Here is a 24,960-nt window from a genome sequence, read left to right on the forward strand (position 1 = left end):
ATTGAAATGTTAGCAACTGCTATTGCGGGCACGGACCCCATTCAAGCAGCATCAACCCCATATCTCCGCCGTCCACCATGCCGTCCTGGTTCAGATCCGCCGCTTCATTCGCGGGGTCGGAACCGTATTCCAGCAGCAGCAATCCGGCATCCGCGCCGTCGACGTCGTCATCCCCGTTCAGATCGGCGGAGCAAACATTCTCCCCTTCGATCTTGACATCCATGCTCCCTTGCAACACCAGCGCCGGTCCGGTGAAGGGATTCAGAATTTCTCCATTCACAAAGTCCGGGATCGTGCCGATGAACCAGCCCGGCAGCTGGGTGCTATGCCCGTTGACCACATTGAAGATCTGGCCGGGCGGAGGCGGCGGCGCGATGAAGCCTGCGCCCAGCTCGACGGAACAGTGAAGGGCGCTCGGTGCCACCAGGTTTTGAAGCATGGAAGTGGAGCCAATGATGTTCATGTCTCCCCCCGCCCGCCACTCGAATTCGTTGACCACCGTCCCGATGGAGCTCTTGCAGGAGAGGAAGTATTTCTTGACCGTGATCGTCGTCACAAAGACCCGGTGCGATCCTGGCGCCATCATGTCGTCGTCGGCCGAGGCGTCCACGCTCGTCCCCGGCTTCAGGATGACTTCCTGGGTGCCGTCCTCTGCCCACACAATCAGGTCGGAAAGTTTCACCTCGAAATCAAGGGAGTTGTGCAGTGTGATGACATCGGCCTGGACGGTTGAAGTCCCAATCAAGAAAAACACCAAACCCCATGCGGTTGAATTTTTCATGCCGAACCTCGTTGTTGCAGGAAAGGTCCTTGCGGATGCGCGGGCGCGAGCCCGACAAGCCCATCCGAAAACGGCAATTCCAAAACGCAATCCTAGCCTATTGTTGCGGGGCGACCAAATCCGCGGCCTTCACGCAGCGGAATCCGACATGGTTGCTGGCGGTGCGCACCTCGCCCTTGCCGCGCGTTCCGACCATGTAACGGGTGCAATACTGGTCAGTGCAGAGGAAGGAGCCGCCGCGATGCACACGCTTCTTCTCGCCGGGCTCCGCCGGGTCGTATGGCGTCTCGGGTCCCCTCGGATTGCGTGGCACTCCGCCGGCCAGCTTCAACCGGGCATAGGTGTCCGCGCGGTACCAGTCGCTGCACCACTCCCACACATTGCCCGCGACATCGAAGAGGCCATAGGCGTTGGGTGGATATTGACCGACCGGCGCGATGCCCTTGAAGCCATCCTCGCCGGTGTCGCCATCCTTCACGGGGAAAGTGCCCTGGTAAATGTTGGCGACGAACTTGCCGCCGGGCTTGAGCTCGTCGCCCCACGCATAGAGCTTGCCCGCCGCGCCGCCGCGGGCCGCGAACTCCCACTCCGCCTCCGTGGGCAGCCGCTTGCCCGCCCACTTCGCGTAGGCCTCCGCGTCTTCGTAGGCCACCTGCACCACGGGATATTTTTCGCGCCCCTTGATGTCGCTGTTCGCCCCCGTGGGATGGCGCCAGTCCGCGCCGGGGACATAGCTCCACCACTGGAAATAATCGTTCAGAGGTACGGGCTTCGGCGTGGGCGTAAAGACCGTGGAACCCGCGACGAGATTCTCGGGCGGCGCCGTGGGAAACTCCTCCTTGGTCGGCTTCTGCTCGGCCACGGTGACGTAGCCGGTGGCCTTGACGAATTGCTCGAACTGCTCGTTGGTCACCTCAGTCGCGTCCATCCAGAAGGCGTCGGCGTAGACGCGGTGCACGGGCAGCGAGTCGAGCGTGGTGCCCGGAAGGCAGCAGACCGATTCGCTTTTTGCGTCGCTGCCCATGGAGAATTCGCCGCCCGGAATCCACACCATGCCCTTGGGAGCCGGTGATGGCGCAGCGATCTTGCTTGGAATAGTTGCCTCGAAAGGCGAAGCCGGCGCGGGCACGGATTGATCGGCAGAGCCCGCGAGCCCGAGCACGCCGGCACATGCGGCGGCGAGTACAACCAAACTTCGAATCCTCATGCGAGCATCCTAGTTGGGTTGAACGGCGGTGGGCATTGGCAGGCCCTCGCGGATGCGCAGCGAAAAATTCGGATCCTGATCGGCCTTGTTCGCCGCATCGTTGACATGGCTCCTCGCCACGAGTTCCTCGTACGGCAGGCTGGTGTCGATCCGGTGATTGGCGTACATCTGCTCGGCCGCGTAGCCGCTGAACAATATCTTCCAGCTCATGTGCGCGGGTAGATTGACCGACTTCGCGTTCTCAAGGACGTTGGTGGCGCAATTGCTCGTCGCGGCATTGTAGAACTGCGGTTCCCGCGCCAGCTGGTTGGCGTGCTCCAAGTATCCGAGCAGAAGCTCCCTCGCCTGTTCCGGTGTGAAGGTCGAGCGGTACAGATAGACATCCTCATGGCGATAATTGGTGCGGAGCCGGATGACGTCGCGCTCGTCGGAGAAGATGTAGACCAGCTCGAACTGCCGGAAGAAGCCCTGGACGGTGGAATAGGACTCGGATTGCTGCATGCGGGCCTCGATGGAGACGGCCAGATACTGGTCCCCGTCAAATCCGAAGCTGACCATGGCGTGCGCGATTGCCGGCGAGCCCCAGTACACCAGCATGGCATCGACCGTGCGCAGCTTGGAGAGGTCGTAGGTGCGGGTTTCCCAGCGCGGCGCGAAATCCGTCTCCGTCTTGTAGTCGAAGTTGCGGACATTGTGGATGGTCACCCGATCGCCGACGATTTCCGCGGAAGGAAGGGAGGCGGTCTCCGGCCTCCAATCCCGGTTGTTGGAGGGCGTCCGCGAGAAGAACCAGAGCACCGCCATGGCGAACATGGCGAAGCAGGCGAGGGCGCCGTAGCGGCGCGGCCGGATGAAAATCACGCAGGCGAGGGCCGCCGCGGCATAGACCCCCGCCGGAATCGCCCGGGGACTTCCACCGGCCAGATCGGTGTAGTAGACGGCGAGCACAGCCCATCCCGTGGTGCCCAGAAGGAGCATCGCCAGAAAAAAATATCCGACCGCCCTTGCAAGGGACCTCGTGCGGCGGATTTTCGGGGGCTGGGACGCGCCAGGCGAGTCGTTGACGGAATGAAGCGGTGAGGTTGAAGTCATCGCGTTGAGATATAAACCCGGGATTCAGGCATCGCCATCATTCGGAATCCAGCTTCTTGATGATCTCCGGCGGCAGCTGGCCCGGATAGCCGTCCTCGACCATCCAGAACCCGTTCTTGTGCACTTGGAGAGGGCGGCCATATTCCGCACCCGGAGGCAGCTGGTAGCGCAAGAAAAGGATCAGGTCGGAGCTGACGGCGGGATTGGAGTGAAAGTAGTCGTGGCCGAAGGCGCCGGTGTTGGAGACGTGGGCGTCGATGATTTGCGTCGACTTGGAAGTGCGCAACAACTCGAGTTCCTGGGGCGTGAACATGTCAGCCTTGACCTCGCCAAGCCGGCTCAGTCCGCCGAAGAGCCAGCTCGACAGCCCCAAGGCCCCGTCCTTGGAATTGATGTACATGGCGAAGCGCTCGGGCACCTGTCCCAACCGCACCGTGATGAGTTTTTGCATGACGATGTCCAGATCAATGTCGGGGGCCGCCAGCACCAGCGTGCCGAGCTTCAGCAGCTCACGGGTGTTCCGTCCGCTGGCGCGGATCTCCATGTAAAGCTCCCTCAATGCGTTGATGGTCGTGTCCGTTCCACGGCTGTGGCAGATGATGTTGATCTTCTTCACATCCGGGTTCTTGGCGATCTTTAGCAGCATCTGCTTGAGGTGGAACACCGTGAATTCGCTGGACGCGCTGTCGTAGTTGTAGCCGCGCAGAATGCCCGAGCTGCCGGCGGGCCATGTGTAGGCGATGGGCACGCCCTGCCGCCCGAAGAAATGCCAGAGCTGGGCGATAGTCTCCACCCCGTCGTCGAAGGTGTTGTTGTAGCCGTGGATGAAGAGATACACCTCCTTGTGCGTCGTCTTGGCCAGCTGGGCCGAAAGCTCGGCCTCCATGAAGCCTTCGGCGAGCAGCTCCTCTGCATCAACTTCGTCGCCGAGCATGTTGAAGGCCGCGGGATCGGCCGTCTGGTTAGGTATTGCGTTCACATCCACGATCTTGACCAGCGATCGCGGCGTGAGCGGGAATCGCACGATCTCGTTTGTATTAACAACCTCGACCTCCAGATTGACCGATCGATCCCTGGCTCGGCTGGCCTTGTCCAGTTCCTCCCAGGAGATGTTGTGGCCGAACTCGACCTGGCTGACTCCAAAGGCCACCGAACGGGAACGTACATATCCGTACTTTCTTCCATTCACTGAATCCGGATCGATTTCCGGAGCGCGGTCGGTGAAATAGAGCACGTCGACCTTGTTGTTCTGGAACTCCGGCGGCACATTTGGAAAAGGATCGACATCACCGGCCAGATACAGATTGGGCGTGGGCATCAGCTGGATCTTGTTCGAGCATCCAGCCAAAGCCACCAGCACGAGGACCGCGGCCGTCGCCGGAGCGACGAACCTTGCCGATGAACGGACCTTCAGGGTTTGAAGCGGGGACTCAATCATGCGCCCGCATCACTTGTCGCCTGAGCCGCGCTGCAAGCTCTCCAGCACGTTGTCGAGGGAGAAGCTGCCGGGCTTCTGGCTCGGTGGGTACTCCTTGAAGGTGGAGAGGAACTCGGCGACATACTCCTGCGCCGGCACAAGCACGAAGAGGTGATCCACGCGCCAATGCCAGTAGTCGATGGAGTGGTCGGCCGCCTCGAAGGGGTCGGAGCGGAGGTTGTAGATCTTGGGAAGCCGCAACGTGGCGTACGCCTCCTGCCAACCCGCCGCGCCTTCGGCGCGCTGCTCCTGGAAGACGATCTTGTATTGGTTCACGCGCAGGGCCGTCAGGTTGCCCTCGTCGCCGAAGTAGAAGAACTCGTGGCGCGGGCTGGGCGCCTTGCCGGCCAGCGCGTCGGTGAGGTTGTAGCCGTCGAGATGCACCTTGAAGGTCGCGTCGCCGATCTTCACGCCCTTGAGCAGCCGCTCCTTGACATCGGGCGCCCCGGCCGCGGCCAGCAGCGTGGGCAGCATGTCCTCGTGGGAGAAGATGTCGTTGAGGACGGTGCCGGGCTTGATGACTCCGGGCCAGCGGATCATGCAGGGCACTCGGTAGCCGCCTTCCCACTGGGTCCCCTTCTCGCCGTGAAACGGCGACTGGCCGCCGTCGGGCCAGGTCATCTTCTCGGCGCCGTTGTCGGTGGAGTACATGACGATGGTGTTGTCCTCCAGGCCGAGCTGCTTGAGCTTGTCCAGCAGCTGGCCGACCATCGAGTCATGCTCGACCATGCCGTCGGGATAGACGCCCAGACCGGTCTTCCCCTTCCATTCCGGGCCGAGGTGCGTCCAGATGTGCATGCGCGTCGAGTTCCACCAGACGAAGAAGGGCTTGTCGGATTTTGCCGCCTTCTCCAGATAGTCCAGCGTCGCCTTGGTGATCTCGGCGTCGATCGTCTCCATGCGCTTCTTGCCCAGCGGGCCGGTGCTCTCGATGCGCTGCGTGCCGTCGGGATTGGCCCAGCAGTGGAGCACGCCGCGGGTCGCGTACTTCGTGATCAGAGCCGGATCCTTGAAGTAGTCGGGGTTCTCGAACTCCTCCTCGGCGTTCAGGTGGTAGAGCGAGCCGAAAAACTCGTCGAATCCGTGGGCGGTGGGAAGAGTCGAGTCGGCGTCGCCGACATGGTTCTTGCCGAACTGCGCCGTCTGGTAGCCCTGCGCCTTGAGCAGCTGGGCGATGGTCACGTCGCGGGCCTGCAGTCCCTCCTTCGCGCCGGGCAGGCCGACCTTGAGCAGGCCGGTGCGGAAGCCGCACTGGCCGGTGATGAAGGCGGCGCGGCCCGCGGTGCAGCTCTGCTGGCCATACCAGTCGGTGAAGAGCGCGCCCTCCTTGGCGATGCGGTCGATGTTGGGGGTCTTGTAGCCCATCATGCCCTGGTTGTAGGCGCTGACATTCCAGTAGCCGATGTCGTCGCCCCAGATGATGAGGATGTTGGGCTTCTTGTCCGCGGCATGGGCCGGCGCGGTGAAGCCGATGATGGCGGCGCATGCGGTCAGAAGCGCAAATCCGAACGAGAGCAGATTGGTTTTCATAGGTCGGGCAAGTGTACGTTGAAAGCGAAGGAGCGACCGAGTCGTCGCCGGCATTCCTCGCTAGCGCCCGCCCGATCCGGCTGCCGACTCCTCCGCCAGAGGCATCTCCGAGGCGATCACGAGATCAATGACGGTATTGGTCCGGTGCTCGATTTGCAGGAACTGCGCCGCGTGGATCGGAGACACCTCTGCGGCGAGGCGCGTGTAGGTGCTCTGCATCAGGTCGACCTCGTCGCGCTGCAGCTTGAGCCAGTCTTTGGCAATCGCGTCAGCGGTGGCGTTGTCCACCTTTCCAGTGTCGATGGCGGTCAGGTAGCGCTTGATCAGCGCGATGCGTCGATCGCCCAGCACGAAGAGATCCGCCTCGTATTCGGCGTAGATCGGCCAGAACTTGGCGGCCTCCTCCGGGGTGAGGCGCATCACCTGGTTGATGATGTGGGCCTTGCCGGTGCTGAGCTCCGAGCGGACGCGGGCGACGTAGGCCGCCACTGCGGGATCTTGCTGGGCGGGATCCTTCGCAGGCGTTGAGGCGCAGCCGCACAGGAGGATCATGGCGAGAGGACCCGCGAAACGCGTAATTCGATGAGACATGGAAGTTTCCTTTCGTGGAAGTTCAGGGAGCGACGGAGATGGTGGCCGGTTGGGTGAGGCGGAACTCCAGGACGGCGCCGACCGGAATGGTCACCGACTCCCCCTTGCGAATCAACGATACCGCCCCGCCGATCGCGGCGCCCGCCGCTGCGCCCTGCCCGCCGTCAAAAGCGGCGCCAATGCCGGCGCCGATGCCCGAATTGCGCGCGGTCTTGCGGAAAGAGGTGGTGCCCGCCTCGGAGAAGTTGCTGGTCGAAAGCGGAACCAGCTGGCCGTTGACGATGAGCTGCGAGAGGCTGATCTCAAGTTCGGACTTGCCGAAGAGTCGTCCCGCCCTTTTCGATTCGTTAACCTTGCCGATGACGGAGGTGCCCGCCTTGGCAGCGACCACGCCGTCGACCATCAGGTCGTTCATCAGGAGCGCTTGGAATCCCATTCCTGCCTTGGAGTCGGAGCTCACCTGGCTCTTCATCTGCACCACCAGCAGCGTGCCCCCGGGCACGGTGACCTGCCGGGTCGCGACCGGCGTCGGCGCTGCGGCGGGAGCGGCCTGCGGAGGCGGAGCGGAAGGAGCGGTCTGTGCGAACGACGCCGTCGAAAATGCGCCCAGGATGATCGCTGAGACGAGAGAGTTGCGTGGAGCCATGATGCGGGCAGTGTATCCCGCAAACAACAATCCCCGGCGCAAGGCTCGAAGCCCGGCGCCGGGGGAGGAGAAGTGTTCCAGTGTTCCTAGAGCAGCGGAGTTCCCTTGGGCACCTTCACGACTGTGGTGCCGGCGATCTTGTCGTGCCACGACTGCCTCTGATCGTCGAAGGCGACCCAGATGAATCCCAGGCCGGCGACCGCCAGCGACAGGAATGAGCTCAACCCGCGCACCACGGCGATGCCGCCGTCCACGGGCCGGTCGTCCAGGCGCACAACCCTGAGGCCGCAGATGACGCCGCCGATGGTCGTGCCCTTGGTCGCCCACATCACCATGTTGTAGATGACGAACAACAGCAAGATGCCGCCGCCATCCATGTCCCAGTGGAAGACGTAGGAGACAATGGCGAACACGATGGAGACCATGAAGATGTCGAGGATCGACGCGATCAGGCGGATCCAGAAGCCCGCCCGCTCCATGGTGCTCGCGGAGAAATGCAATGCCTGCGGCGCTGCGCCAACGGCGCCGCCGGCGACCGGACTGACAAGCGGCGGCACGAACGCCGGAGCGGCTGGGGCCGTCGCGGTGACCTCGTCGGCCAGCGAACGCCGGTGATTCTTGTACATGAGCAGCAGCGTGTAGAGGACGATGCCGGTGCCGAACACACCCAGCACCTTGAAGAGCACGAAGCCCAGAATCGGCACGGTGTAGAGCAGCAGCACGATCGCCCCGCCAAGGATCACGGCGATGGCCGGATGCCCCGCGCCCTCGTCGAAGAGCTTGGTGATGCGGCGGCCGATCCATGCCAGCAGGACCACCTTGCCGAAGATTTCCGCGCAGCACATGGCGAGGGTGAACAGAGGGAGCAGCACGAATCCAATGCCAAGGGTCAGCGTCAGCAGCAGCAGAAGGGTGACCACCGGCGTCAGCACCATGATCAGCAGACTGGCCAGAATGGACATGCCGGGCCGCTGCTCAAGCGTCTGCACGCAGCGGTTCACGCCGGAGGGCGCCACCAGCGCCAGGAAGGCGTAGAAACCCAGGACCCCCAGCGCGATGTACCACGCCCACATCAGCTCCGCGTTGAAGGCCAGCGGCCGCGCGTAGAGCAGGCACTCCTTGACCCAGACCTGAATCCCCTCGAAATTGAATGGCCCGCCGATGGCGACGTGGTTGATTTCGCCCTTGATCACGGCCTTGGGATCGCGCTTGATCTCGCCACCGACGCAGACCGCTTCGCCATCGACCACAGCGTCGGGCCCGAGCTCGAGGTTGCCCATGATCGCGACGACATCGCCCTTGATGTGTCCGTTGACGTAGGTGCTGCCCATCACCGCCACCGCGGCGCCGCCCACGGTGCCGCTGTTGACCCGCGTGTTGCCGAGAATCGAAACGACCGCGTCGCCCACATTGCCCGAGGAGGTGGAGGAACCCATCACGGAAACCACGGCGTCGCCCACCTCGCCATTGGCGGTCGATGAACCGAAGATGGAGACCACCCCGTCCGCCTTCACCTCGGCCGGCTGAATGCTGTCCTTGCCGAAGCTGACGATCTCGTTGCCGGTGTGACTCCGGTGCACAATGGTGCCCCGCGAACGCCGGGTGCTCTTGACCGTTGTGGCAGGAGCGCTGCCGTCGTCCGCCTGGTCGTCCATCGCGGCGAGCTCGGCTGGTGCCTCGGGAGTCTCGGGCGCGGCAATCTCCGCGGATGAATCCACGGCATCGTCGCCGGCCTGCTCCGTCTGGGAGGGAGCCGCGGCGTGGGAAGCCTTGCAGGCCGGAACCACGGCCAGCGCCAACGCGAGCGCAAAGAGCATGGAGGCGAACTTGGAGATCAGGGGAAGTTGTGGCGAATTAGATTTCATTGAAGAGGGGTGTCCCATGGTTGCGGATGAAGGTGCGATAGGTGAAGGCGCAGAGGCCGAAGAAAGATGCGTAGAGCGCCGCGATCAGCGCGATGCTTCCGTAGTGCCAGAGCGGCGGAATGGTGGCCAGCATGTCGTTGGTGAAATCGAAGACCCAGGTGCAGGCGTTGAAGGCCTTGGCGAAAAGGCCCAGCCGGTCTTCACTCTGCTCCAGGAAGTCGCTGGTGCGGATGCCGTTGCTGAGGATATAGAAGGCGGTGACCACCACGACGCCGACCGTGGCGGCGAAGGCGAGGAAGGTCATGCGGATCCCCTCAGGCCATTCACTGAAGGACTTGCGGTGCCAGGGCAGCGCCGCCCGCTGCTCAATGGCGGCCATCACGCGCGACTCGAGGGTCCGCGGGGCGCGTCGTGATGGCAGCTCGCTCAGATGGCGGTGGATCAAGTGCTCGAGCTCGCGGGGCGACCGGTCACTCATGGGCGATTCTCGCGGACTCCAATGGCCCCGGCGTGCCGGCGCTGCGGGCCAGGATCTGCGCCAGTGCCTCGCGGCCGCGCAGGATGTCCGTCTTGATCTTGCTCAGCGACACGCCGAGCTTGCGGGCGATCTCCAGATAGGAAAGCTCGCCGAAGTGGAAGAGCACCAGCGGCACGCGCTGGTGCTCGGGAAGATTCTGCAGGGCCCGCTCGACCCAGAGGCGCCGCTCCGCGGAGTCATCCGCGGAGACCAGGGATTCGGGGGCGGCAAAATCGATCTGCTTCTCCCCTTCTCCGTCGCCGCCGCTGCGCTGCGCCATGTCGGTGAAGAAGCGCCAGCGCTTCTTGTAGCGCTGGAGGTAGTTGATGGAGAGGTTGGTGGCGACGGTCTTGAGCCAGCCGCCGGCGGTCTCGCTGTGTCGCAACGTGTCGAAGCGCTCGTAGGCCTTGACGAAGACATCCTGGGCGATGTCCTCCGCCTGCGCCTCGTTGCCAACGAGCCGCACTGCCGTTGAATAGACCATGTCCTGGTATTTGCGCATAAAGGTTGTAAAGTCGGCCGGAGCCGGCGTCCTCGGGGTTGGTTCGTTCACTCTGGAAACTTCATCCATGCTCAGGACACGGCGGGATGGGGTGAAGTTGCAGAATCTTCAGGACAGGCATTTTTGAGCCTCCAACCCCCGTGGAACGCGTCCGAAGGGGCTATTTGGTGTCCGCGACCTGCATCACCAGCAGGGTCCGATCGTCGTTGGCCGGGGCGCCCCGGGTAAATTCGTCCACAGCCTTCAGCGTCGCCTCCAGGAATTGTCCGGGCCCGCTCACACAGGGACGGATCGCCTTGTCCAGCCGCTCGGTGCCGAAGAGTTCGATGACGCCGGAGCCGTGGGCCTCGGTGATGCCGTCGGTGTAGAAGACCACCACGTCGCCGTTCTTGAAGGTGGCCGTGGTCTCGTCGTAGCGCTCATCGGGATTGATGCCCAGCGGCAGGCCGCTGACGCTGTTGAGCGGATCGATCGAGCCGTCGGCGTGGCGCACCCGCGGCGTGGGGTGGCCGGCGCTGGCGTAGGTGATCGAGCGCTTCGCCGGATCGTAGATGCCGTAGAACGCGGTGACGAAGGTGCCGGAGCCGGTGGTGTAGCGCGCGGTCAGATGATGGTTGATGAAGCTGAGCAGCCGGCCCGGCGGCTCGGGGGGTCCGTCGTGGGTGTGCGCGATGCTGTGGGTGACGGCCATGAAGACCGCCGCCGGCGTGCCATGCCCGCTGACATCGGCGATGAGGATCCCCCACTTGCCGCCGGGCAGCGGGAAGAAGTCGTAGTAGTCGCCGCCCGCCTGCGTGGAAGTCTGGTAGTGCGCCGCCAGGCGCAGCCCGGGGATTTCCGGCAGGCTCACCGGCAGCAGCGAGCGCTGGATGTCCGCGACGATCTGCATCTCGCGGTCCACCACTTCGTAGGCGGATTTCGCCTTGTCGGCCATCACCAACGTCTGGGTCGCCATGCCGAAGAGATTGCTCATCCACACATGCTCGGGCAGGCTCTCATGCCGGAAGGTGCCCGGCTCGCGGCTCAGCAGCACCACCATGTTGATGGCCACTCCCTTGTCGTAGAGCGGAATCGCCACCAGCGAGCGCATGCCTGCGAAGTACTCCGCGGCGGGATCGTCCGGCGCGATCTCGAGATCGTCGATGATGCGCGGCTCGTCGCCGTAGAGCAGCTCCCCCAGCAGGCCCCGGTCGAATTGGGGAAGGCGATCCTTCGATTGCCATGGATTGACGGCCTCCTTCCACTGGCTTGATCGCGTGATGCGGTAGCTCGGCGCCTGCAGGTCGCGGCGGCTCAGCGCCACCAGGCCGTCGCGCGGGATGAGCTCGGCCATGCGCTTGCCGTAGAGCTGGACCATCCGCTGCGGGTCGGTCTGCGAGCTCAACTCGCGCATCGTGCTGACGATGAGCTTGAGCTTGTCGCGCCAATCCGCCTTCTCGTCGAGAAGGCAATGGTCCCTGATCTTCGTCATGCGTGGATCGTAATCGAGCCCGCTCTCCGGGACGGCCCCTTCATGCCGATGCGCCGACGACATGGCTCAAGGCGGGGCCTTGAAGGACCGCAGGGACTCCAACGCCGCGGGATCGACCAGCGCCAGCACGAGCATCACCAGGACTGCCAGAGCGCTCGCCGCCACCATGAAGAGCACCTGCCCTCCCAGATAGACACCGATTCCCTTGAGGAAGGTGGTGACCCGGGGCCGGTCGGGGAAAAAGGTGAGGTAGGTGAAGCCGAAGAAGAGCAGCGAGAGCAGTCCGAAATAGGCCGGAGGCAACTCACCGGAAATCTTCCTGTAGACGAATGAGAGCATGGACAGCCAGAAAAGATGCCCGGTCGTGTAGAACAAAGGAACCGTGTGCTCGGTGAGGTTCAGGCCGCTGCGGCGAAAGAACAGAAACCGTGCGGCGAAGGCCTGGAACGGAATCGCCAGAAACACCACCCACTTGATATTGCTGGCGATCCAGTGCGCCATCAGGTCCGTGATGCGCGCGTTCGAGCTCGACAACTGGAAGGCATTCTGCTTGCTTTGGATCTGCTCCACGTAGTCCAGATCGAGAAGGCTCAGGAGCACAAGCAGAAGCGTGATCATCAGGAAGAAATACCCCACCGGGGTGCAGTACTTGACCCGATTGCCCGCGATGTACTCCCGCGCGACTTGGCCCGGACGGATCGTCAGATCCCGGAGGGTGCGGGGAAACTTGCCGTCGAATTCCAAGAGGCGCGCGACGATTTCGTTCAGGCTCTCCCGGAAGGTGATGCGCTGCGTACCGGACGACTGACCGCATTGGGGGCAGTAGCGGGCGGTGGTTTCGGCGCCGCAGTTCACGCAGGCGATTCGATCATTCCCGGGTTCGCGCGGCGCTGATGAATCCATCTCACTGGGATCAGATCAAGAATTCGCCTTGGCGGCCGGTGCCATTCGCGCGGCGGCCGGCACCAGCGGCTGGCTGGTGCACTCCTTTAGGAAGACCGCAAAATCCTTCTTGAACTTCTCGCGCGAGGGCTGGTGGATGTAGAGCATGTGCCCGGCCGGGTAGTAGGTGAAGCTCATGTTGGCGCGAATGGGAGGATCCAGGTTCATGCTCGCCACCACATTCTCGGCGCCGAAGAACGGCGTGGCCAGGTCGTAGTAGCTGCAGGTGACCCACACCTTGAGATAGGGGTTGCGCGTCATCGCCTTGCGCAGGTCCTCGGCGGTGTTGGGGAAGCCGTTGCCCGCATCGCCGAAATTCCACGGATAGACATCCCCGATGGTTTCATAGGACAAATCGCTCTCGAATTTCAGCTCGCGCCGAACATAGTCGTTGAACGCGGCGGTGAGCGGTCCGGAGACGGCCTCGTCGCTGGGGTCGTAGCCATCCCCCCTGCCCTCGCCCGGCGCGTAGCTGAGGCCGGTGAAGCGGGAATCAAAGCGCCCGACGATGCGGCCCTGCGGCTTGAGCAGCTCGGTGAAGAAAATGCCGTCGCGCATGCGCAGCTTGAGCAGGGTGAAATAGTCCGCCGACATTCCGGTGAAGCGGTTGAATTGCTCGGCGATCCTTTTCTTGTCCTCGGCGCTGACCGCGTCGCCGCGCAACAGGGCGAGGGCGTAGTCCTTGCCGGCGAAGGCGCGGGCCTCGGCGGCGACCTCCTCCACGCTCTTGGCCTGCATGTCCGGCGACAGCTTGTTGTGGTACCAGGCGGTGACGGCGTACGACGGCAGGAAATCGACGTAGGGATCGATGTTCTGCGGCGAAAACTCCAGCGTCTGGAAGTTCAGCACCGACGAAACCAGGATGATGCCGTTGAGATAGAGGCCGTAGCGGTTCTGCAGGTAATCGGAGAGGCCCGCGGCGCGGGTGGTGCCGTAGCTCTCGCCCAGCACGATTTTCGGCGAGAGCCAGCGGGAATTGCGCGAGGTGTAGAGGCGGATGAAATCGCCGACGCTGGCGATGTCCTCCTTGAGGCCGTGGAACTGCTTTGCGTCCTCCTTGGGCATGGGACGGCTGTAGCCGGTGGAGACGGGGTCGATGAAAACCAGGTCGGTCATGTCGAGCCAGGTGGACTCGTTGTCGGCCAGCTTGTAGGGCGGCGGCGGCGCCTCGCCTTCCGGCGTGAGCGCCGCGCGGCGCGGGGCGAACGAGGCCATGTGCAGCCAGACCGATGAGGAGCCGGGGCCGCCGTTGAAGGCGAAGGTGAGCGGGCGCGTGGCCGGGTCGGCGACATCGTCGAGGGTGTAGGCGGTGAAGAAGACCTTGGCCTTGGGCTTGAGGTTGTCCTTCAACTTGTTCGTGTCGGAATCTTTCTTGTCGGCGTTTTCCTTGGCGCCGGGACCCGATGGCGGCGCGTCGTCCTTGCCCTCCTCGGCCTTGAGCACCATGTAGCCCGCGGTCGCGTGGTACTTGATCTCCTTGCCGCCGACCACGATGGTGTGCGCGGTGACCGAGAGCACGGGTTCTTCGTCCGCAGCTTTCTTGTCGTCCTTTTCGGGAACGGTGACGGGCTTGGCGTCGGCGGGCTTGGTGTCGCCGGGCTGACGTGCCGCGCCGACGAGCATGGCGGGTGCCAGCAAAAGCAGAAGCGTGGCGGCCGCGATCCGAGTGGTGCTTGAATTGTTCATAGCAGGTCAGGGTAACGCGCCCTCCCGGTGGCGTGCTCCCGGAAGCGAGTCAGATTTCGCCGGATTCCCCGCTTTGAATTGGCGTTTGGCCCAGGAATTCTGCGACCGCGGCGGCGAGAGCCCTGACGCGCTGCTCGCGCCCATTCACGGTGTAGTCGAGGATGATGGCCTTGTCGGGCTGAGTAATTAGAAGATTGGCACGGAGGCACTTCCGCGGCTTGGAATTTTTCATCCCCCCGGAGAAATAAGTCTCCAACTCGACCGAAGTGTTGCCGACGAGCGCGAATTCATGCTGCTCGAGCTGGCCGCGGACGAGCGATCGACGGAGGTATTCGCCCTTTGAAATGCCCGCGTCGAGCACGAGCCTTTCCCGCTGCAGCAGGGCGTCCGTCATCAATCCCAGGATGAAGAGCAGGAACAGGGCGCCGAAACCGAGCACGAGGCGAGTTGCCCAATCGGGAAACTCCATCCAGAAATAGGCGACGCCACCGAGCATGGCGCCGAGGACGAGGAACCCACCGAGGAGATTCGAAAGTCCCTGGGGAACTCCGCGAAGCTCAAGGCGGACCGGATCCTGGGTGTGAATGGTCATGCGGTTGCGATGGCGTCGGGAGGACTGGCAACCTTTGCGCGGATGCCCTTGAGGACGACGCGAAGGCTGTCAAGCAGGTTGTAGTAGAAGATCAGCGCGATGAGCGGTCCGATCCCAACGCAGGGGAAGCCCAGGACGAAAATCAGAGGACCGAGCCAGCGCAAGCGCGTGGCGCCGTTGAAGATCTTGGCGCTGGGCACGCGCGGCGCCATCCAGCGGATGTAGTTCATGGCGGCGAAGAAGGCCACCACCCAAGCGACGAAATCAAAGACCTGAACGAGGATCGCGACCAGCGTGAGCACGATTTCAAGGACATCCTGCGATTGCATCGGCGCGGAGAGCACCGGTGTTGAGCCGAGGTGGAGGCGTGACATCAGCGAAGGGAAGTGCATGAACGAGGCTACGAGTTGCGTCACGGCGTTGACACCGGCGACCACCATGGCGGCGCGGATGATCCGCCGCGGCCGCTCCCCCTTGTTGGTGGAGAGCTGACCCGGGTCCGCCACGCTGAGTCGCCACCAGCCGTAGATCGACATGGCGATCACGAGCAGCTCAACGCCGTGTCGGATCGGTCCCAGCGCCGCCACCGACCAGCCCGGCGAGACACTGGTCGAGGTGCCGCCCGAGGTCGAGACCATGAACGTTCCAACGGCCAGGAATGTGAGAATGCCGAGTCCAATGAAGGACACGACATAAAGAATGATGGAGGCCTCGACCCAGAACACACCTTTGTGCAGCGAGGCGAGGTATTCCTCGCCGCAATACTCCAGAAGGTCGCCGCGCAGCGATCGCTCGACCGGCGTGCCGCACTCGGGGCACTTGCCCTCGGGGCTCAGGCCGAAGAGCGTGTAGCCGCAGCGGATGCAGAACTTGTCGGAGGGCACGGTCATGGGGCGCCACCATGTTCCACGGTCGCCGAGATCATGATGGGGCGATCCCGGGCTCGCCGTCGATTTTGGTGACGATGCCATTGAGCTCCCTGCGGAGCAGGATGAGCAGGATGAAATAAATCGTCATTGCCAAGAGAGTGCTGATTCGAGGGGCAGTGCTGTTCCAATCCCACAGGCACAAGGGAATTCCAATCCAAATCAAATACAAGGCTAATTGCTTGATGGGGACATTTGGAATGCGATCGGCAAGCCAGCGGATGTAGAGCAGTGCGAAACCGAAAGTTGCGAGCGATACAACCGTTATATAAATCACGATGACGATCACAAGCAGGATTGCCACATAGATCCCTTCAGGTCCAAAGGCATTGGAGGGAAACATGGCCAAAGGCGTGGTCATTGAGAGGAACCACGCAAGGGAATTGATCCCTGTGATGACGATGCCGATACGGAGAAGTCGTCTCCTCAGGCTTCCATTGTCGGCGGAAAGCCTGACCGGGCTCGGAGTGCTGAGACGCCATAATCCGTAAGTCGACATCATGACGGCCATAAATCTGAGGCCATCCCAGATCAGCTCGAATTCGTCCGACGGGTTGTTCGAAGCCTGCTTGATGTGAGACCCGGGACCGAAGTTCGTGGTGTAATCAATGAAAACCGGCAGGACCTTCACCACGATGGAAGCCATGATCCAGAACACACCCGATTGAAGCTTGGTGATGTGTTCCCTGCCAGAATTTTCCAGCAGGGGGCCGCCCGCTTTGACGAAGCCAAGGTCCTGGTAAAGGGCGATGGCCGGAATATTCGTGCGGGTCACAACGAGATGCACTTCCCGCTCCCCCTGCGCGACGAGGTCCTGCATGGCGTTGATCAGGCCGGCGCGGGCAAGCCCCTTGCGTTTTGCGATCGGAGCCGTCATCGAGAACGCAATGAACGGCCGGTCCTTCCAGCGCGTGACCAGCGTGGCCGAGAAGATCACTCCCCCGCTCTCGACAACCTTCGAGCATTCGGGATTGAGGGGGCCGTACTCCCCGGCGAATGTTTTCTGAATTTCCTTCGTCGCGTCGTCAAGCGTTTCCCCCTTGTCATCGACGGTGCCCTGGTAGGCGGCGAGCATGAGCATCGCCAAATCGGGGATGTCCGATTCCTTTGGAGTGCGCATGCCGTCCACTTGCACTCGCTCGCGTTGACCGAGCTGGGCCCGCATATGGAAGCGCGGAATTTTTTGGCTCATCTTGCGGAAGCGGCGGACGATTTCGCGCGCCGCGTCGCGGTGGATTTCGAACTCTTCGCCTTGTTCGTCGAGCCCCTGGCGTTCGCGGCCGTTCGCTTGGCTTTCGCTTTCACCGCATCGGCGCGCGATTTTTCATACCACTCGACGTATTGCTTCACGGTGGTGCGCTTGATGATCTGCCCAACCACCTCCAGCGGCAGGTCTTCCAGCTTCTTGAAGCGGATGCAGCACTTGCCCATGTCCAGTTTTCTGCCCGACTTCGCGAGCTCGCTGCGCAGCCACGCCTCGTTCTGCCGAGAGCCGCACATCACATACAGCGACATGTAGTTCTTCTGCGAGGCCAGACCTGCAAACCCCAGCGGCAGGCTTGGGTCGCAGTGGTACCCCGGCGGATAGAGGCTCTTGGGCACGCTGTAGGCGATCATGCCGTAGGCCATGCCCTCCTCGAAACCCTTGTTCAGATTCTTCATGATCGTCTTGTGCACCGTCGAAATCGCGGCGCGTCGGTCGGGTGGAAGTTCGGCGATGTACTTCGCCGGTGTTGTCGCTTTGCTTTGCATGAGTTCCTCTTATTTTTTCCCGGACAATTCCGCTGGCGCGGTTGGTGCCGCTGCAGGCGGTGCCAGAGGCGTCGCGGCAGCCGGCGGCTCGCCTTCTTTCATTGTCATGGTCATCTCCATCTTCTGCTCGATTGATTGTCCCTCTCCTTCGACCGTCCTGAACATGCACGACTCGCTTGCAACTTGCATTGCCGAATCCTTGGGAAACGGATTGTTCAAACTCATTGTCATCCGACCATGACCGCTGGAGGCATATGAATGCAAACGCGCTTTTGCGTCGGGCGGCATACCGGGTATGTCCATGTCCTGCGGCGGCGCTGTTTGCTTCAATTCCACCTGAAGGTTCAGCAGGTCGCCTTCGATTTTCTCCAGCGTCATCGTCGATTCCTGCGTCATGTTCATCCCATTCACGGATATTTCTGACTGCACCTTCCATTTGCCACCAACCCCCACCGCTTCTTCCGGCAACGGCGTGACGAACTGATTCATCGAATCACGCACGCTCTCCACCTGGTTTTTCGCCATCGCATTGGCGTCCGGCGGCATGCGACGCTCCATGTTCTTCAACAACCCTCGATTCGTCATCGTCGAATTCATCGTCATTCCGATTATGGATTTCATCGAGTCCCGCACCGATGCGGAGACCGATGGGGGAAGGCCCGGCGCATCAGCCACCCTGACATCGGTGATCACGAAGTCGCATGCAAAATCGCCGTTGGGCTGCACCTCGGCAATGTGCAACTTGTACACCACCGTCATGGCGGGCATTCCCTGCATTTTCATTGTGCCGTTCTGAATGCTCATTTGCATGGTCATGAACATCGCGGGGGACGCGTCTTTGACGACGGAGAATCGCAAGACACTTCTCGGCGCTTGCCCGGCGTCCAACAATGTGATTATCGGCGAACTCGGTTTCGTCTGCGGCGCGGCGGCGGGCTGCTTGGCTTCCTGCGCCATCAATTGACTTGCTGGCGTCGCCGCAAGAATCACCACACACCACAATGTTGCACATTTCATTGCGTATCTCCTCGAATCGTCGCATTAAACCCGGGTTCCATCTTGTGAGCCTACTCCGTTGCGAAACCTCGCCCGGCGTAGGGCCAGTAGCCGCCGCGCATGTTCATCACCTTGAAGCCGTGGCGGGCCAGATACGCGCCGGCCCGCGCGCTGCGGTTGCCCGAGCGGCAGTACACCAGGACATCGCGATTCTTGTCGAGCTCGCCAATCCGCGCCGGAAGCTGAATGAATGGAATGTGCGCGGCGCTGACCAGATGGCCCGCCTCGAATTCCTGCTTGCTGCGGACATCCACCACTTGGATCTTGCCGCCGCAGACGCATTCGTTGGCGCGGCCGGGGCTGATCTCGTCGATGCGGTCCTGCCAGCAGGGCTCGTCGGCGACCTTGTCGAAGGACTTCGGCGAAATGAACCCAACAACGGAGTCAATGCCCACGCGGGAGAGAAGCCGCACCACGCTCTCCACCTTGTCCGCCTCCGCGAGAATAATGACCTCGTCGCCCGGCTCCACATAGTTGGCGACCGTCGGGCCGAAGTACGGGTCGAAACCGGCGCTGATGGATCCGGGCCAGTGCTTGTCCAGGAACTGCGCCCAGGGCCGCGTGTCCACAATCACGCAGTGCGGGTCGCAGGCCGTGGCGGCGAACTCCGCTGGGGAAAGCTCGCGCGGCTGCGGCAGTTTGTCGATGATCGCGGCCCCCTCTTCGTTGGCCTTCTTCACGCGGCCGAAATAAGGCGGCGGATCGGGCTGGTCCCGCAGGAGCACGCGGGCGAATTCCTGCGCGTCATCCTTGGAGCGCAGCGGCCGATTGATGACGCGCTCGATGCCCATGGTGGTGCGCGGCAGGCGGCAGATGAGTTTGCCGCAGGCGCTGCCGGCGCCGTGGCCCGGCAAAATCATCGTGTCGCCGGGCAGATCATCCAGCATCTCCAGGCTGTTGCGCAGGCGCTCCGCCGCCTGATCCACGGTCATGCCGCCTGAGGTGAGAAAACCAAGATCGGGGCGGCCCACGTCACCGGCGAAAAGAAAATCGCCCGACACCAGAAGCTGCGGATGCCCGTCGACGTTGAGCACCTCGTAGGAAATGCTCTCGGTCGTGTGTCCGGGCGTGTGCCGCACGCGAAAGCGCAGCGTGCCCACGGAAAACTCATCGCCCTCGCACACCTTGACCACGCGCGCCTCGGGATGGAACGGCCCCGTGGTCACCCACTTGGGCAGCACGCCCAGGCCGCTGACATAGGCGGTGACCGGATGCTTGGCGGCGAAGGCGTTCATGCCGCTGAGAAAGTCGGCATGCAAGTGAGTCTCGGCGACGGCGGTGATGGTGAAGCCGGCGTGTGCCGCGTCCTTCAGGTAGCGATCGATGTCGCGGGCAGGATCGAACAAGATCGCCTGGTGCGTCTGCGGGCAGGCCACGAAGTAGCTGGCTTGCGCAAGGGACTCGTCGTAGACGCGGCGCAGGATCATGAAGGGTCAGGATACTCTCGCATCCTCGGCCAATCCCGGATTTTTCACTATACACTTCTGCTTCCGCAATCACGCCACAACCTCCGGAGCCCACCCATGAATCCGATCCCCCACTTCGTCCGAACGGTCGCCTTGGCCACCCTCAGCCTGGCGGCGTGCAACGCCAATTGGAGCGTCCATCCCTTCACCGCCAATGAAGCCGTGACGCAATCGTTCACGACCACGGTTCCAACCCGCGTCGTGGCCGAGATGTTCAACGGCAGCATCGAGGTCATCACCGGAACCGATGCCACGATCAAGATCGACGTGGACAAGCGCGGCGGCGGCGACACGCAGGCCGCAGCCCAGGAGGACCTCAAGAATGTTTCCGTGACCATGACGCAGACGGGCGACACCGTCAGCGTGATCGCCAAGCGCACCGACGCGCGGGTCGACATCGGCAATAGCGGCGCGTCGGCCAGCCTGCGCGTGCCGGCGGGCACGGTCCTTGAACTGCACTCGGGCAACGGCAAGGTGGTCGTCTCCGGTCCGGTCGGCAAGTCGAAGGCCGTGACCTCCAACGGCGGCATCGAGGTCAAGGGCGCGGCCGGCCCGCTGAGCCTCACCACCAGCAACGGCAGCATCACAGTCAATGGCGGCTCGGGTCAGCTCACGCTGGAAACCAGCAATGGCGCCATCAACATCACCGCGGACAACGTGGACGTGTCGGCGCGCTCCTCCAACGGCGCGATCAACTTCAAGGGATCGCTGGCCGCGGGCGAGCAGACCTTCCGCACCGGCAACAGCAGCATCAAGCTGACGCTGCCCGAGGGCGCCGCCTTCAGCTTCGACGCCCAGACCAGCAACGGCAAGATCAACTCCGATTTCAAGGTGACCGCCTCGGGCAATTTCAACGACACTTCGCTCCAGGGCACCGTGGGCGAGAATCCCCAGGCCAAAATCGTCCTGCACACCAGCAACGGCAACATCTCGCTCAAGCAGAGCAAGTAAGAAACAATTTGACGCTGTAAACAAAGTGGGCCTCGGAGTCATCCGAGGCCCATTTATTGTTTCAAGTTCGATGCAAACTTACGGACAGGCGCCAAAACCCAGCAGCAACAACCCGATATCCGCCCCATCGACTTCGCCGGAGCCGTCCAGATCGGAAGGGCAGCCCGGGCATGGCCCAAAGTCCAGCAGCATGAGCCCCACATCTCCGCTGTCGACCTCTCCGGATCCGTCGAGATCGCCGAAGCATGGCGCAATGTTGACGACCACTTTGAAATTGTCGTACTCGGTGACGCCGCCCGTGATCGCGGCGCTGAAGCTCGCATTCATCGTGACAAAGCCGAAGCGGATCGGCATGCCGGTCGCCGAGAAATCCGGGATGCCGGGACCGTTGATGCAGTAGAAGTTCGATGCCACGAGTCCGGTCGCGCTGAAGGTGTTCCACGCGGGACCCGAGAGGTTCATGAAGGGCGACTGCACATAGATCTGCCCGCCCTGCTTCAGCGCGAAGGCAAGTCCGGGGATCTGCCCATTGATGACGCTGATGGTCTGCGCCTGGACTTTGAAATCGACGCTGGCGATCGCGCCGAACATGGTCGCCTCGTATCGAGTCGATGAATTGGTGCCGTAACGGCTGAAGGCATAGAACCAGCCGGAATTGGCGGTGACGCTCTGGGTGATCCGGCGATAGGAACCGGGGTTGCCGCCCAGCGGAATCTGGCTGGGAGTGCTGGTGCCGCTGCCGACAATTTCAAAGCCCCATTCACTCGGATTGAATATGCCGTCCTCGAACTCCACGGTGTCGGCGAGGGCGACTGCGGGCAGGGCCGGCGCGGCCAAAAGGCAAAGCAGACTGGCCACGCGAAGGAGGCGGAGGCGACTTGAAACGAAGTTGCGACTGTCTTTCATGGTGATCTTTCGAAATGGATCTTGGAACAAAAGTTTGCATCAATTCATCAATGTTGATTTCAGAGTCACTCGCACGCGCCGAAGCTCAGCAGCACCAGCCCGATGTCGCCGCCGTCGACCTCGCCCGATTCATCAAGATCGGTCGTGCAACCGGGGCACGGTCCGAAGTCCAGCAGCACCAGACCGATGTCGCCGCCGTCGACCTCTCCCGAGCCGTCGAGATCGCCGAAGCATGGAGGCGGCGCGATGTTCACCGTCACCTGGTAGTTGTCGTACTCGAAGACGCCGCCCGTGGAGGCGCCGTTGAAGCTTCCATTGATCGAGACGAAGCCGAATCGAATCGGGGCGCCGGAGTTGGAGAAGTCCAGCGATTCACCGCCAATGCCATTGATGCAGGTGAAGTCCGCGGGGATGAGTCCGCTGTGGCTGTAGGTGGTCCACGAGCCGGCAAACTGGCTGAAGAACTGGTTCTGCACGAAGATCAGTCCGCCCTGCTTGATGCCCATCGAAAGGTCCGGAACGATGCCGTTGAGGACGCTGACCGTCTGCGCCTGGATGGAAAAATCCACGCTCTCGATCGCGCCCTGAGCCGAGGGGACATACCGCGTCGACTGGTTGGTGCCGAATTTGCTGAAGGCGAAGAACCAGCCCGTGTCGGGATCGACTGCCTGGACAATGCGGCGAAAGGCTCCCGGATTGCCGCCGCTGGTGACCTGGCTCGGCGTGCTCTCGCCGCTGCCCACGACCTCGAAACCCCAGCCGGCCGTCGGGAAGGTGTCGTCGGAGAAGACCACGGAGTCCGCGGCCGCGGTTGGAGCCAGCGCCAGCATGGAGGCCACGGCGCAGAACATCGACATCTTGTTGCGTGAATTCATCTTGCTCTCCTTGATGTGAAATCGAAAGAAAAGCTCACCCGGGATCGAGGAAGCTCAAGTGCAGTTCGGCATGGCGAAAGTGAAGCTGGTTCCATTCATCGTGGGTGAACTTGCCGAACACGACGCTCGGGACCCGCTTGGACTCGCTCTTCTGGCGATGGATGGCGCTGCGGAGCGCGTTCAATCCATCCTGCGTGGAGGTCGGTCCGAAGACCAGCTCCGCGGCCGCGTTGGGCGGCAGCGTGAACCCCGCCGACATGTGACGCAGCACGCGCTTCTTCATCAGCGGCCCGATCAATTTCACGAACCAGGGCGGCTGGGACTTGGCGCCGTCGATCGACATGTTCATGGCATAGGCCAGGTGGGCGAAGACCTGCCCCGGCGACCAGTTCCCGAGCTGCTTGACGCTGCGGGCGGCGGCGATGCGCTCAGCTTCCTTCAGGATCTGATCGAGAGACTCAAACTTGAGTTCGCGCCGACCCTTGACCTTGCCGGTGACGACCGGAGCGCCCTGGGGTGGCCCCGAGTGAGTGCCCGATGTCGGCCGATCCAAGGTCGATGTCGCCATGGGGAAATCCTATCGAAACAACAAGATCGGTTCAATACACAAAAGGCACGAGCCGCTTGGTGTTCCCCATGTATTCGAGGTATTCGGCGCCGAGTGCCCTGAGCAACGCTCGCTCCTCCACCGAAATGCGCCACAGGAAGACTGCGACGATCGGCGCCACGAGCACGATCGTCGCCGCCCAATTGAAGAGCAGCAGACCAAGACCGAAGGCGATCAGGAGCACGCCGGTGTAGCTCGGATGCCTCACAAATGTGTATGGACCATCGCGCACGACGCGGTGGTCCGCAGCGATCGCCACATCCACGGTGAAGAAACGGCCCAAGTGGAAGATGGACCACCACCGAAGAATGGCCCCGCCCAGGAAGAGCGAGGCGGCAAGCCAGTACACCGTGCTGGAATAATCGAAGTCGAACTGCGGCAGCCAGTGCGAAATGCGAATCGCTCCGTAGATCGACGCGGCGATGGCGATCCACAGCATGAAGAGCGAGCCCTTGTCCTTGGTCGTGGCGGATGAGCCGGCGCGCTTGAACAGGGCCAGTGCGATCTCCGAGAGACCGAAGGCCATGAAAAAATAGCTTGTTGCTAGGTGCGGCATGGATCTCGTTGGGCGGGACGCTTGCCCTTTGCGCTCACGCCTTTCGATAGAGGCCGTGCTGGTAGTAGAGCCAGGGCAAGGCCGGCGCCGAGCGGACCAGGGTCCAGCCGCTCGAGGGGCGCATGCGCTCCTCGTAGCGCTTGCGGGCTTCGCGCAGCGCCGCGTCGTCGAAGATGTCGATGACCTCGGTCAGCAGTCCGGTGGACATCGCCGCCTTGATCTCGGTCGGGTTGGCCTCCACGATGCCGATGCTCTCGGGGGAATACTTGCCGACGGTGTTCTTGGAGTAGAACCACTGCGCGGAGCGGTCGATCAGCTCGAAGTAGCTCTGGATGACCTCGCGGTCCATCTCCGCCATCGAGTTGATGTTCATGAGGAGGTCGTGCGGCGGGATCCCGGAGGCCTGCTCGGCCTGGACGAATTCGAGCTTGCGGAAGTCCTCGGGGCGCAGGACCCGCTTCAGGTAGCGCTGCGAGAGCGCCAGGCATTCGGGCAAATCGATGATCGTGTAGCGCGTCAGCTGCGGACGCGTGACCAGCAGGACATGGGCGGTGCGGCCGAAGCCGGCGCCGATCTCGCCGATCGATGCAACGCCGGCGAGATCCTTCTCCAGGAAGAGGACCTCCTCAATGGACTGCAGATAGTCAAGATCCACCGCCATTCCGCGGGCCTTCACCGTGACCGGCGCGCCGACGGAAGTGTCCAGCATCTTGTGGATCTCGAAGAAGCGCTCCGGCATTCCAACGAGCATGTTGAAAAGCACCGTCTTGTAGTTGCGCTGGTTGCGCGCCACCGGATCCCAGGAGGAAAGGCGGTTGTTGAGCGTGCCGGGACGGCGGAAGGTGGCCAGGTCGATGGTCTGCGCCTGCGCGAAGACCCCCTTCTGCAGCCCCTGCCACAGCGCGCTGGCCCGGAAGTTGTCGCTCGTCCGCGTCATGCGTGTGGATGGTAATGCATCGGCCGCGA

25 protein-coding genes are annotated in these 24,960 nt (G+C 62.6%); 1 reads left to right on the forward strand and 24 read right to left on the reverse strand.

What is annotated here, in order from left to right:
• Nucleotides 1-19: 19 nt before the first annotated feature.
• From K8R92_11810 to K8R92_11900, 19 genes are all read right to left on the reverse strand, one after another.
• The gene (locus tag K8R92_11810; GenBank protein ID MCE9620575.1) at nucleotides 20-781 is read right to left on the reverse strand and encodes a hypothetical protein; all 762 of its coding nucleotides are present in this window, start codon (nucleotides 779-781) and stop codon (nucleotides 20-22) included.
• Between the two features lie 97 nt (nucleotides 782-878).
• The gene (locus tag K8R92_11815; protein MCE9620576.1) at nucleotides 879-1,988 is read right to left on the reverse strand and encodes a formylglycine-generating enzyme family protein; all 1,110 of its coding nucleotides are present in this window, start codon (nucleotides 1,986-1,988) and stop codon (nucleotides 879-881) included.
• A gap of 9 nt (nucleotides 1,989-1,997) precedes the next feature.
• Complete coding sequence (locus tag K8R92_11820; GenBank protein MCE9620577.1) at nucleotides 1,998-2,966, reverse strand: DUF4105 domain-containing protein; 969 nt, start codon at nucleotides 2,964-2,966, stop codon at nucleotides 1,998-2,000.
• 151 nt (nucleotides 2,967-3,117) lie between these two features.
• Nucleotides 3,118-4,518: an alpha/beta hydrolase gene (locus K8R92_11825; protein MCE9620578.1), complete on the reverse strand. Its 1,401-nt coding sequence runs from the start codon at nucleotides 4,516-4,518 to the stop codon at nucleotides 3,118-3,120.
• 9 nt (nucleotides 4,519-4,527) lie between these two features.
• A complete protein-coding gene (locus tag K8R92_11830; GenBank protein MCE9620579.1) occupies nucleotides 4,528-6,087 on the reverse strand; it encodes an arylsulfatase in 1,560 nt (519 codons plus the stop codon).
• A 60-nt stretch (nucleotides 6,088-6,147) separates the two neighbouring features.
• Nucleotides 6,148-6,678, reverse strand: coding sequence for a hypothetical protein (locus tag K8R92_11835; GenBank protein MCE9620580.1), 531 nt, complete (start codon nucleotides 6,676-6,678; stop codon nucleotides 6,148-6,150).
• Between the two features lie 22 nt (nucleotides 6,679-6,700).
• The gene (locus K8R92_11840; GenBank protein MCE9620581.1) at nucleotides 6,701-7,324 is read right to left on the reverse strand and encodes a hypothetical protein; all 624 of its coding nucleotides are present in this window, start codon (nucleotides 7,322-7,324) and stop codon (nucleotides 6,701-6,703) included.
• 86 nt (nucleotides 7,325-7,410) lie between these two features.
• A complete protein-coding gene (locus tag K8R92_11845; protein ID MCE9620582.1) occupies nucleotides 7,411-9,189 on the reverse strand; it encodes an RDD family protein in 1,779 nt (592 codons plus the stop codon).
• Complete coding sequence (locus K8R92_11850; protein ID MCE9620583.1) at nucleotides 9,179-9,667, reverse strand: hypothetical protein; 489 nt, start codon at nucleotides 9,665-9,667, stop codon at nucleotides 9,179-9,181. The genes K8R92_11845 and K8R92_11850 overlap by 11 nt, the downstream gene beginning before the upstream one ends.
• Complete coding sequence (locus K8R92_11855) at nucleotides 9,660-10,259, reverse strand: sigma-70 family RNA polymerase sigma factor (protein ID MCE9620584.1); 600 nt, start codon at nucleotides 10,257-10,259, stop codon at nucleotides 9,660-9,662. The genes K8R92_11850 and K8R92_11855 overlap by 8 nt, the downstream gene beginning before the upstream one ends.
• Nucleotides 10,260-10,368: 109 nt before the next feature.
• Nucleotides 10,369-11,679 carry a PP2C family protein-serine/threonine phosphatase gene (locus K8R92_11860; GenBank protein ID MCE9620585.1) on the reverse strand — a complete coding sequence of 437 codons (1,311 nt, stop codon included), beginning with the start codon at nucleotides 11,677-11,679 and terminating at the stop codon, nucleotides 10,369-10,371.
• Nucleotides 11,680-11,745: 66 nt separating this feature from the next.
• Nucleotides 11,746-12,534: a DUF3667 domain-containing protein gene (locus K8R92_11865; protein MCE9620586.1), complete on the reverse strand. Its 789-nt coding sequence runs from the start codon at nucleotides 12,532-12,534 to the stop codon at nucleotides 11,746-11,748.
• Between the two features lie 63 nt (nucleotides 12,535-12,597).
• Entirely contained in the window at nucleotides 12,598-14,244 is a 1,647-nt protein-coding gene (locus K8R92_11870) for a peptidase S10 (protein MCE9620587.1), read from the reverse strand.
• A gap of 112 nt (nucleotides 14,245-14,356) precedes the next feature.
• The gene (locus K8R92_11875; protein MCE9620588.1) at nucleotides 14,357-14,899 is read right to left on the reverse strand and encodes a hypothetical protein; all 543 of its coding nucleotides are present in this window, start codon (nucleotides 14,897-14,899) and stop codon (nucleotides 14,357-14,359) included.
• Nucleotides 14,896-15,789, reverse strand: coding sequence for a hypothetical protein (locus tag K8R92_11880; protein MCE9620589.1), 894 nt, complete (start codon nucleotides 15,787-15,789; stop codon nucleotides 14,896-14,898). The genes K8R92_11875 and K8R92_11880 overlap by 4 nt, the downstream gene beginning before the upstream one ends.
• A 31-nt stretch (nucleotides 15,790-15,820) precedes the next feature.
• Entirely contained in the window at nucleotides 15,821-17,017 is a 1,197-nt protein-coding gene (locus tag K8R92_11885; GenBank protein MCE9620590.1) for a GNAT family N-acetyltransferase, read from the reverse strand.
• The gene (locus K8R92_11890; protein ID MCE9620591.1) at nucleotides 17,014-17,577 is read right to left on the reverse strand and encodes a DUF1801 domain-containing protein; all 564 of its coding nucleotides are present in this window, start codon (nucleotides 17,575-17,577) and stop codon (nucleotides 17,014-17,016) included. The genes K8R92_11885 and K8R92_11890 overlap by 4 nt, the downstream gene beginning before the upstream one ends.
• Before the next feature lie 9 nt (nucleotides 17,578-17,586).
• Nucleotides 17,587-18,594: a hypothetical protein gene (locus K8R92_11895; protein MCE9620592.1), complete on the reverse strand. Its 1,008-nt coding sequence runs from the start codon at nucleotides 18,592-18,594 to the stop codon at nucleotides 17,587-17,589.
• A gap of 50 nt (nucleotides 18,595-18,644) precedes the next feature.
• Entirely contained in the window at nucleotides 18,645-20,060 is a 1,416-nt protein-coding gene (locus tag K8R92_11900; protein MCE9620593.1) for an MBL fold metallo-hydrolase, read from the reverse strand.
• A 96-nt stretch (nucleotides 20,061-20,156) separates the two neighbouring features.
• Between K8R92_11900 and K8R92_11905 the strand changes: the two genes are divergently transcribed.
• Entirely contained in the window at nucleotides 20,157-21,050 is an 894-nt protein-coding gene (locus K8R92_11905) for a DUF4097 domain-containing protein (GenBank protein ID MCE9620594.1), read from the forward strand.
• A 78-nt stretch (nucleotides 21,051-21,128) separates the two neighbouring features.
• On the opposite strand, the gene K8R92_11910 is transcribed toward K8R92_11905, so the two are convergent.
• From K8R92_11910 to K8R92_11930, 5 genes are all read right to left on the reverse strand, one after another.
• Complete coding sequence (locus tag K8R92_11910; GenBank protein MCE9620595.1) at nucleotides 21,129-21,908, reverse strand: hypothetical protein; 780 nt, start codon at nucleotides 21,906-21,908, stop codon at nucleotides 21,129-21,131.
• A gap of 113 nt (nucleotides 21,909-22,021) precedes the next feature.
• The gene (locus tag K8R92_11915; GenBank protein MCE9620596.1) at nucleotides 22,022-22,831 is read right to left on the reverse strand and encodes a hypothetical protein; all 810 of its coding nucleotides are present in this window, start codon (nucleotides 22,829-22,831) and stop codon (nucleotides 22,022-22,024) included.
• Nucleotides 22,832-22,865: 34 nt separating this feature from the next.
• Nucleotides 22,866-23,399 carry a DUF1569 domain-containing protein gene (locus K8R92_11920; GenBank protein ID MCE9620597.1) on the reverse strand — a complete coding sequence of 178 codons (534 nt, stop codon included), beginning with the start codon at nucleotides 23,397-23,399 and terminating at the stop codon, nucleotides 22,866-22,868.
• 31 nt (nucleotides 23,400-23,430) lie between these two features.
• Entirely contained in the window at nucleotides 23,431-23,994 is a 564-nt protein-coding gene (locus K8R92_11925; GenBank protein MCE9620598.1) for an isoprenylcysteine carboxylmethyltransferase family protein, read from the reverse strand.
• Between the two features lie 34 nt (nucleotides 23,995-24,028).
• Nucleotides 24,029-24,931 carry a putative sugar O-methyltransferase gene (locus K8R92_11930; protein ID MCE9620599.1) on the reverse strand — a complete coding sequence of 301 codons (903 nt, stop codon included), beginning with the start codon at nucleotides 24,929-24,931 and terminating at the stop codon, nucleotides 24,029-24,031.
• Between the last annotated feature and the right edge of the window lie 29 nt (nucleotides 24,932-24,960).

This window comes from Planctomycetota bacterium (assembly GCA_021414025.1).
GTDB lineage: Bacteria > Planctomycetota > Phycisphaerae > Phycisphaerales > SM1A02 > SYAC01.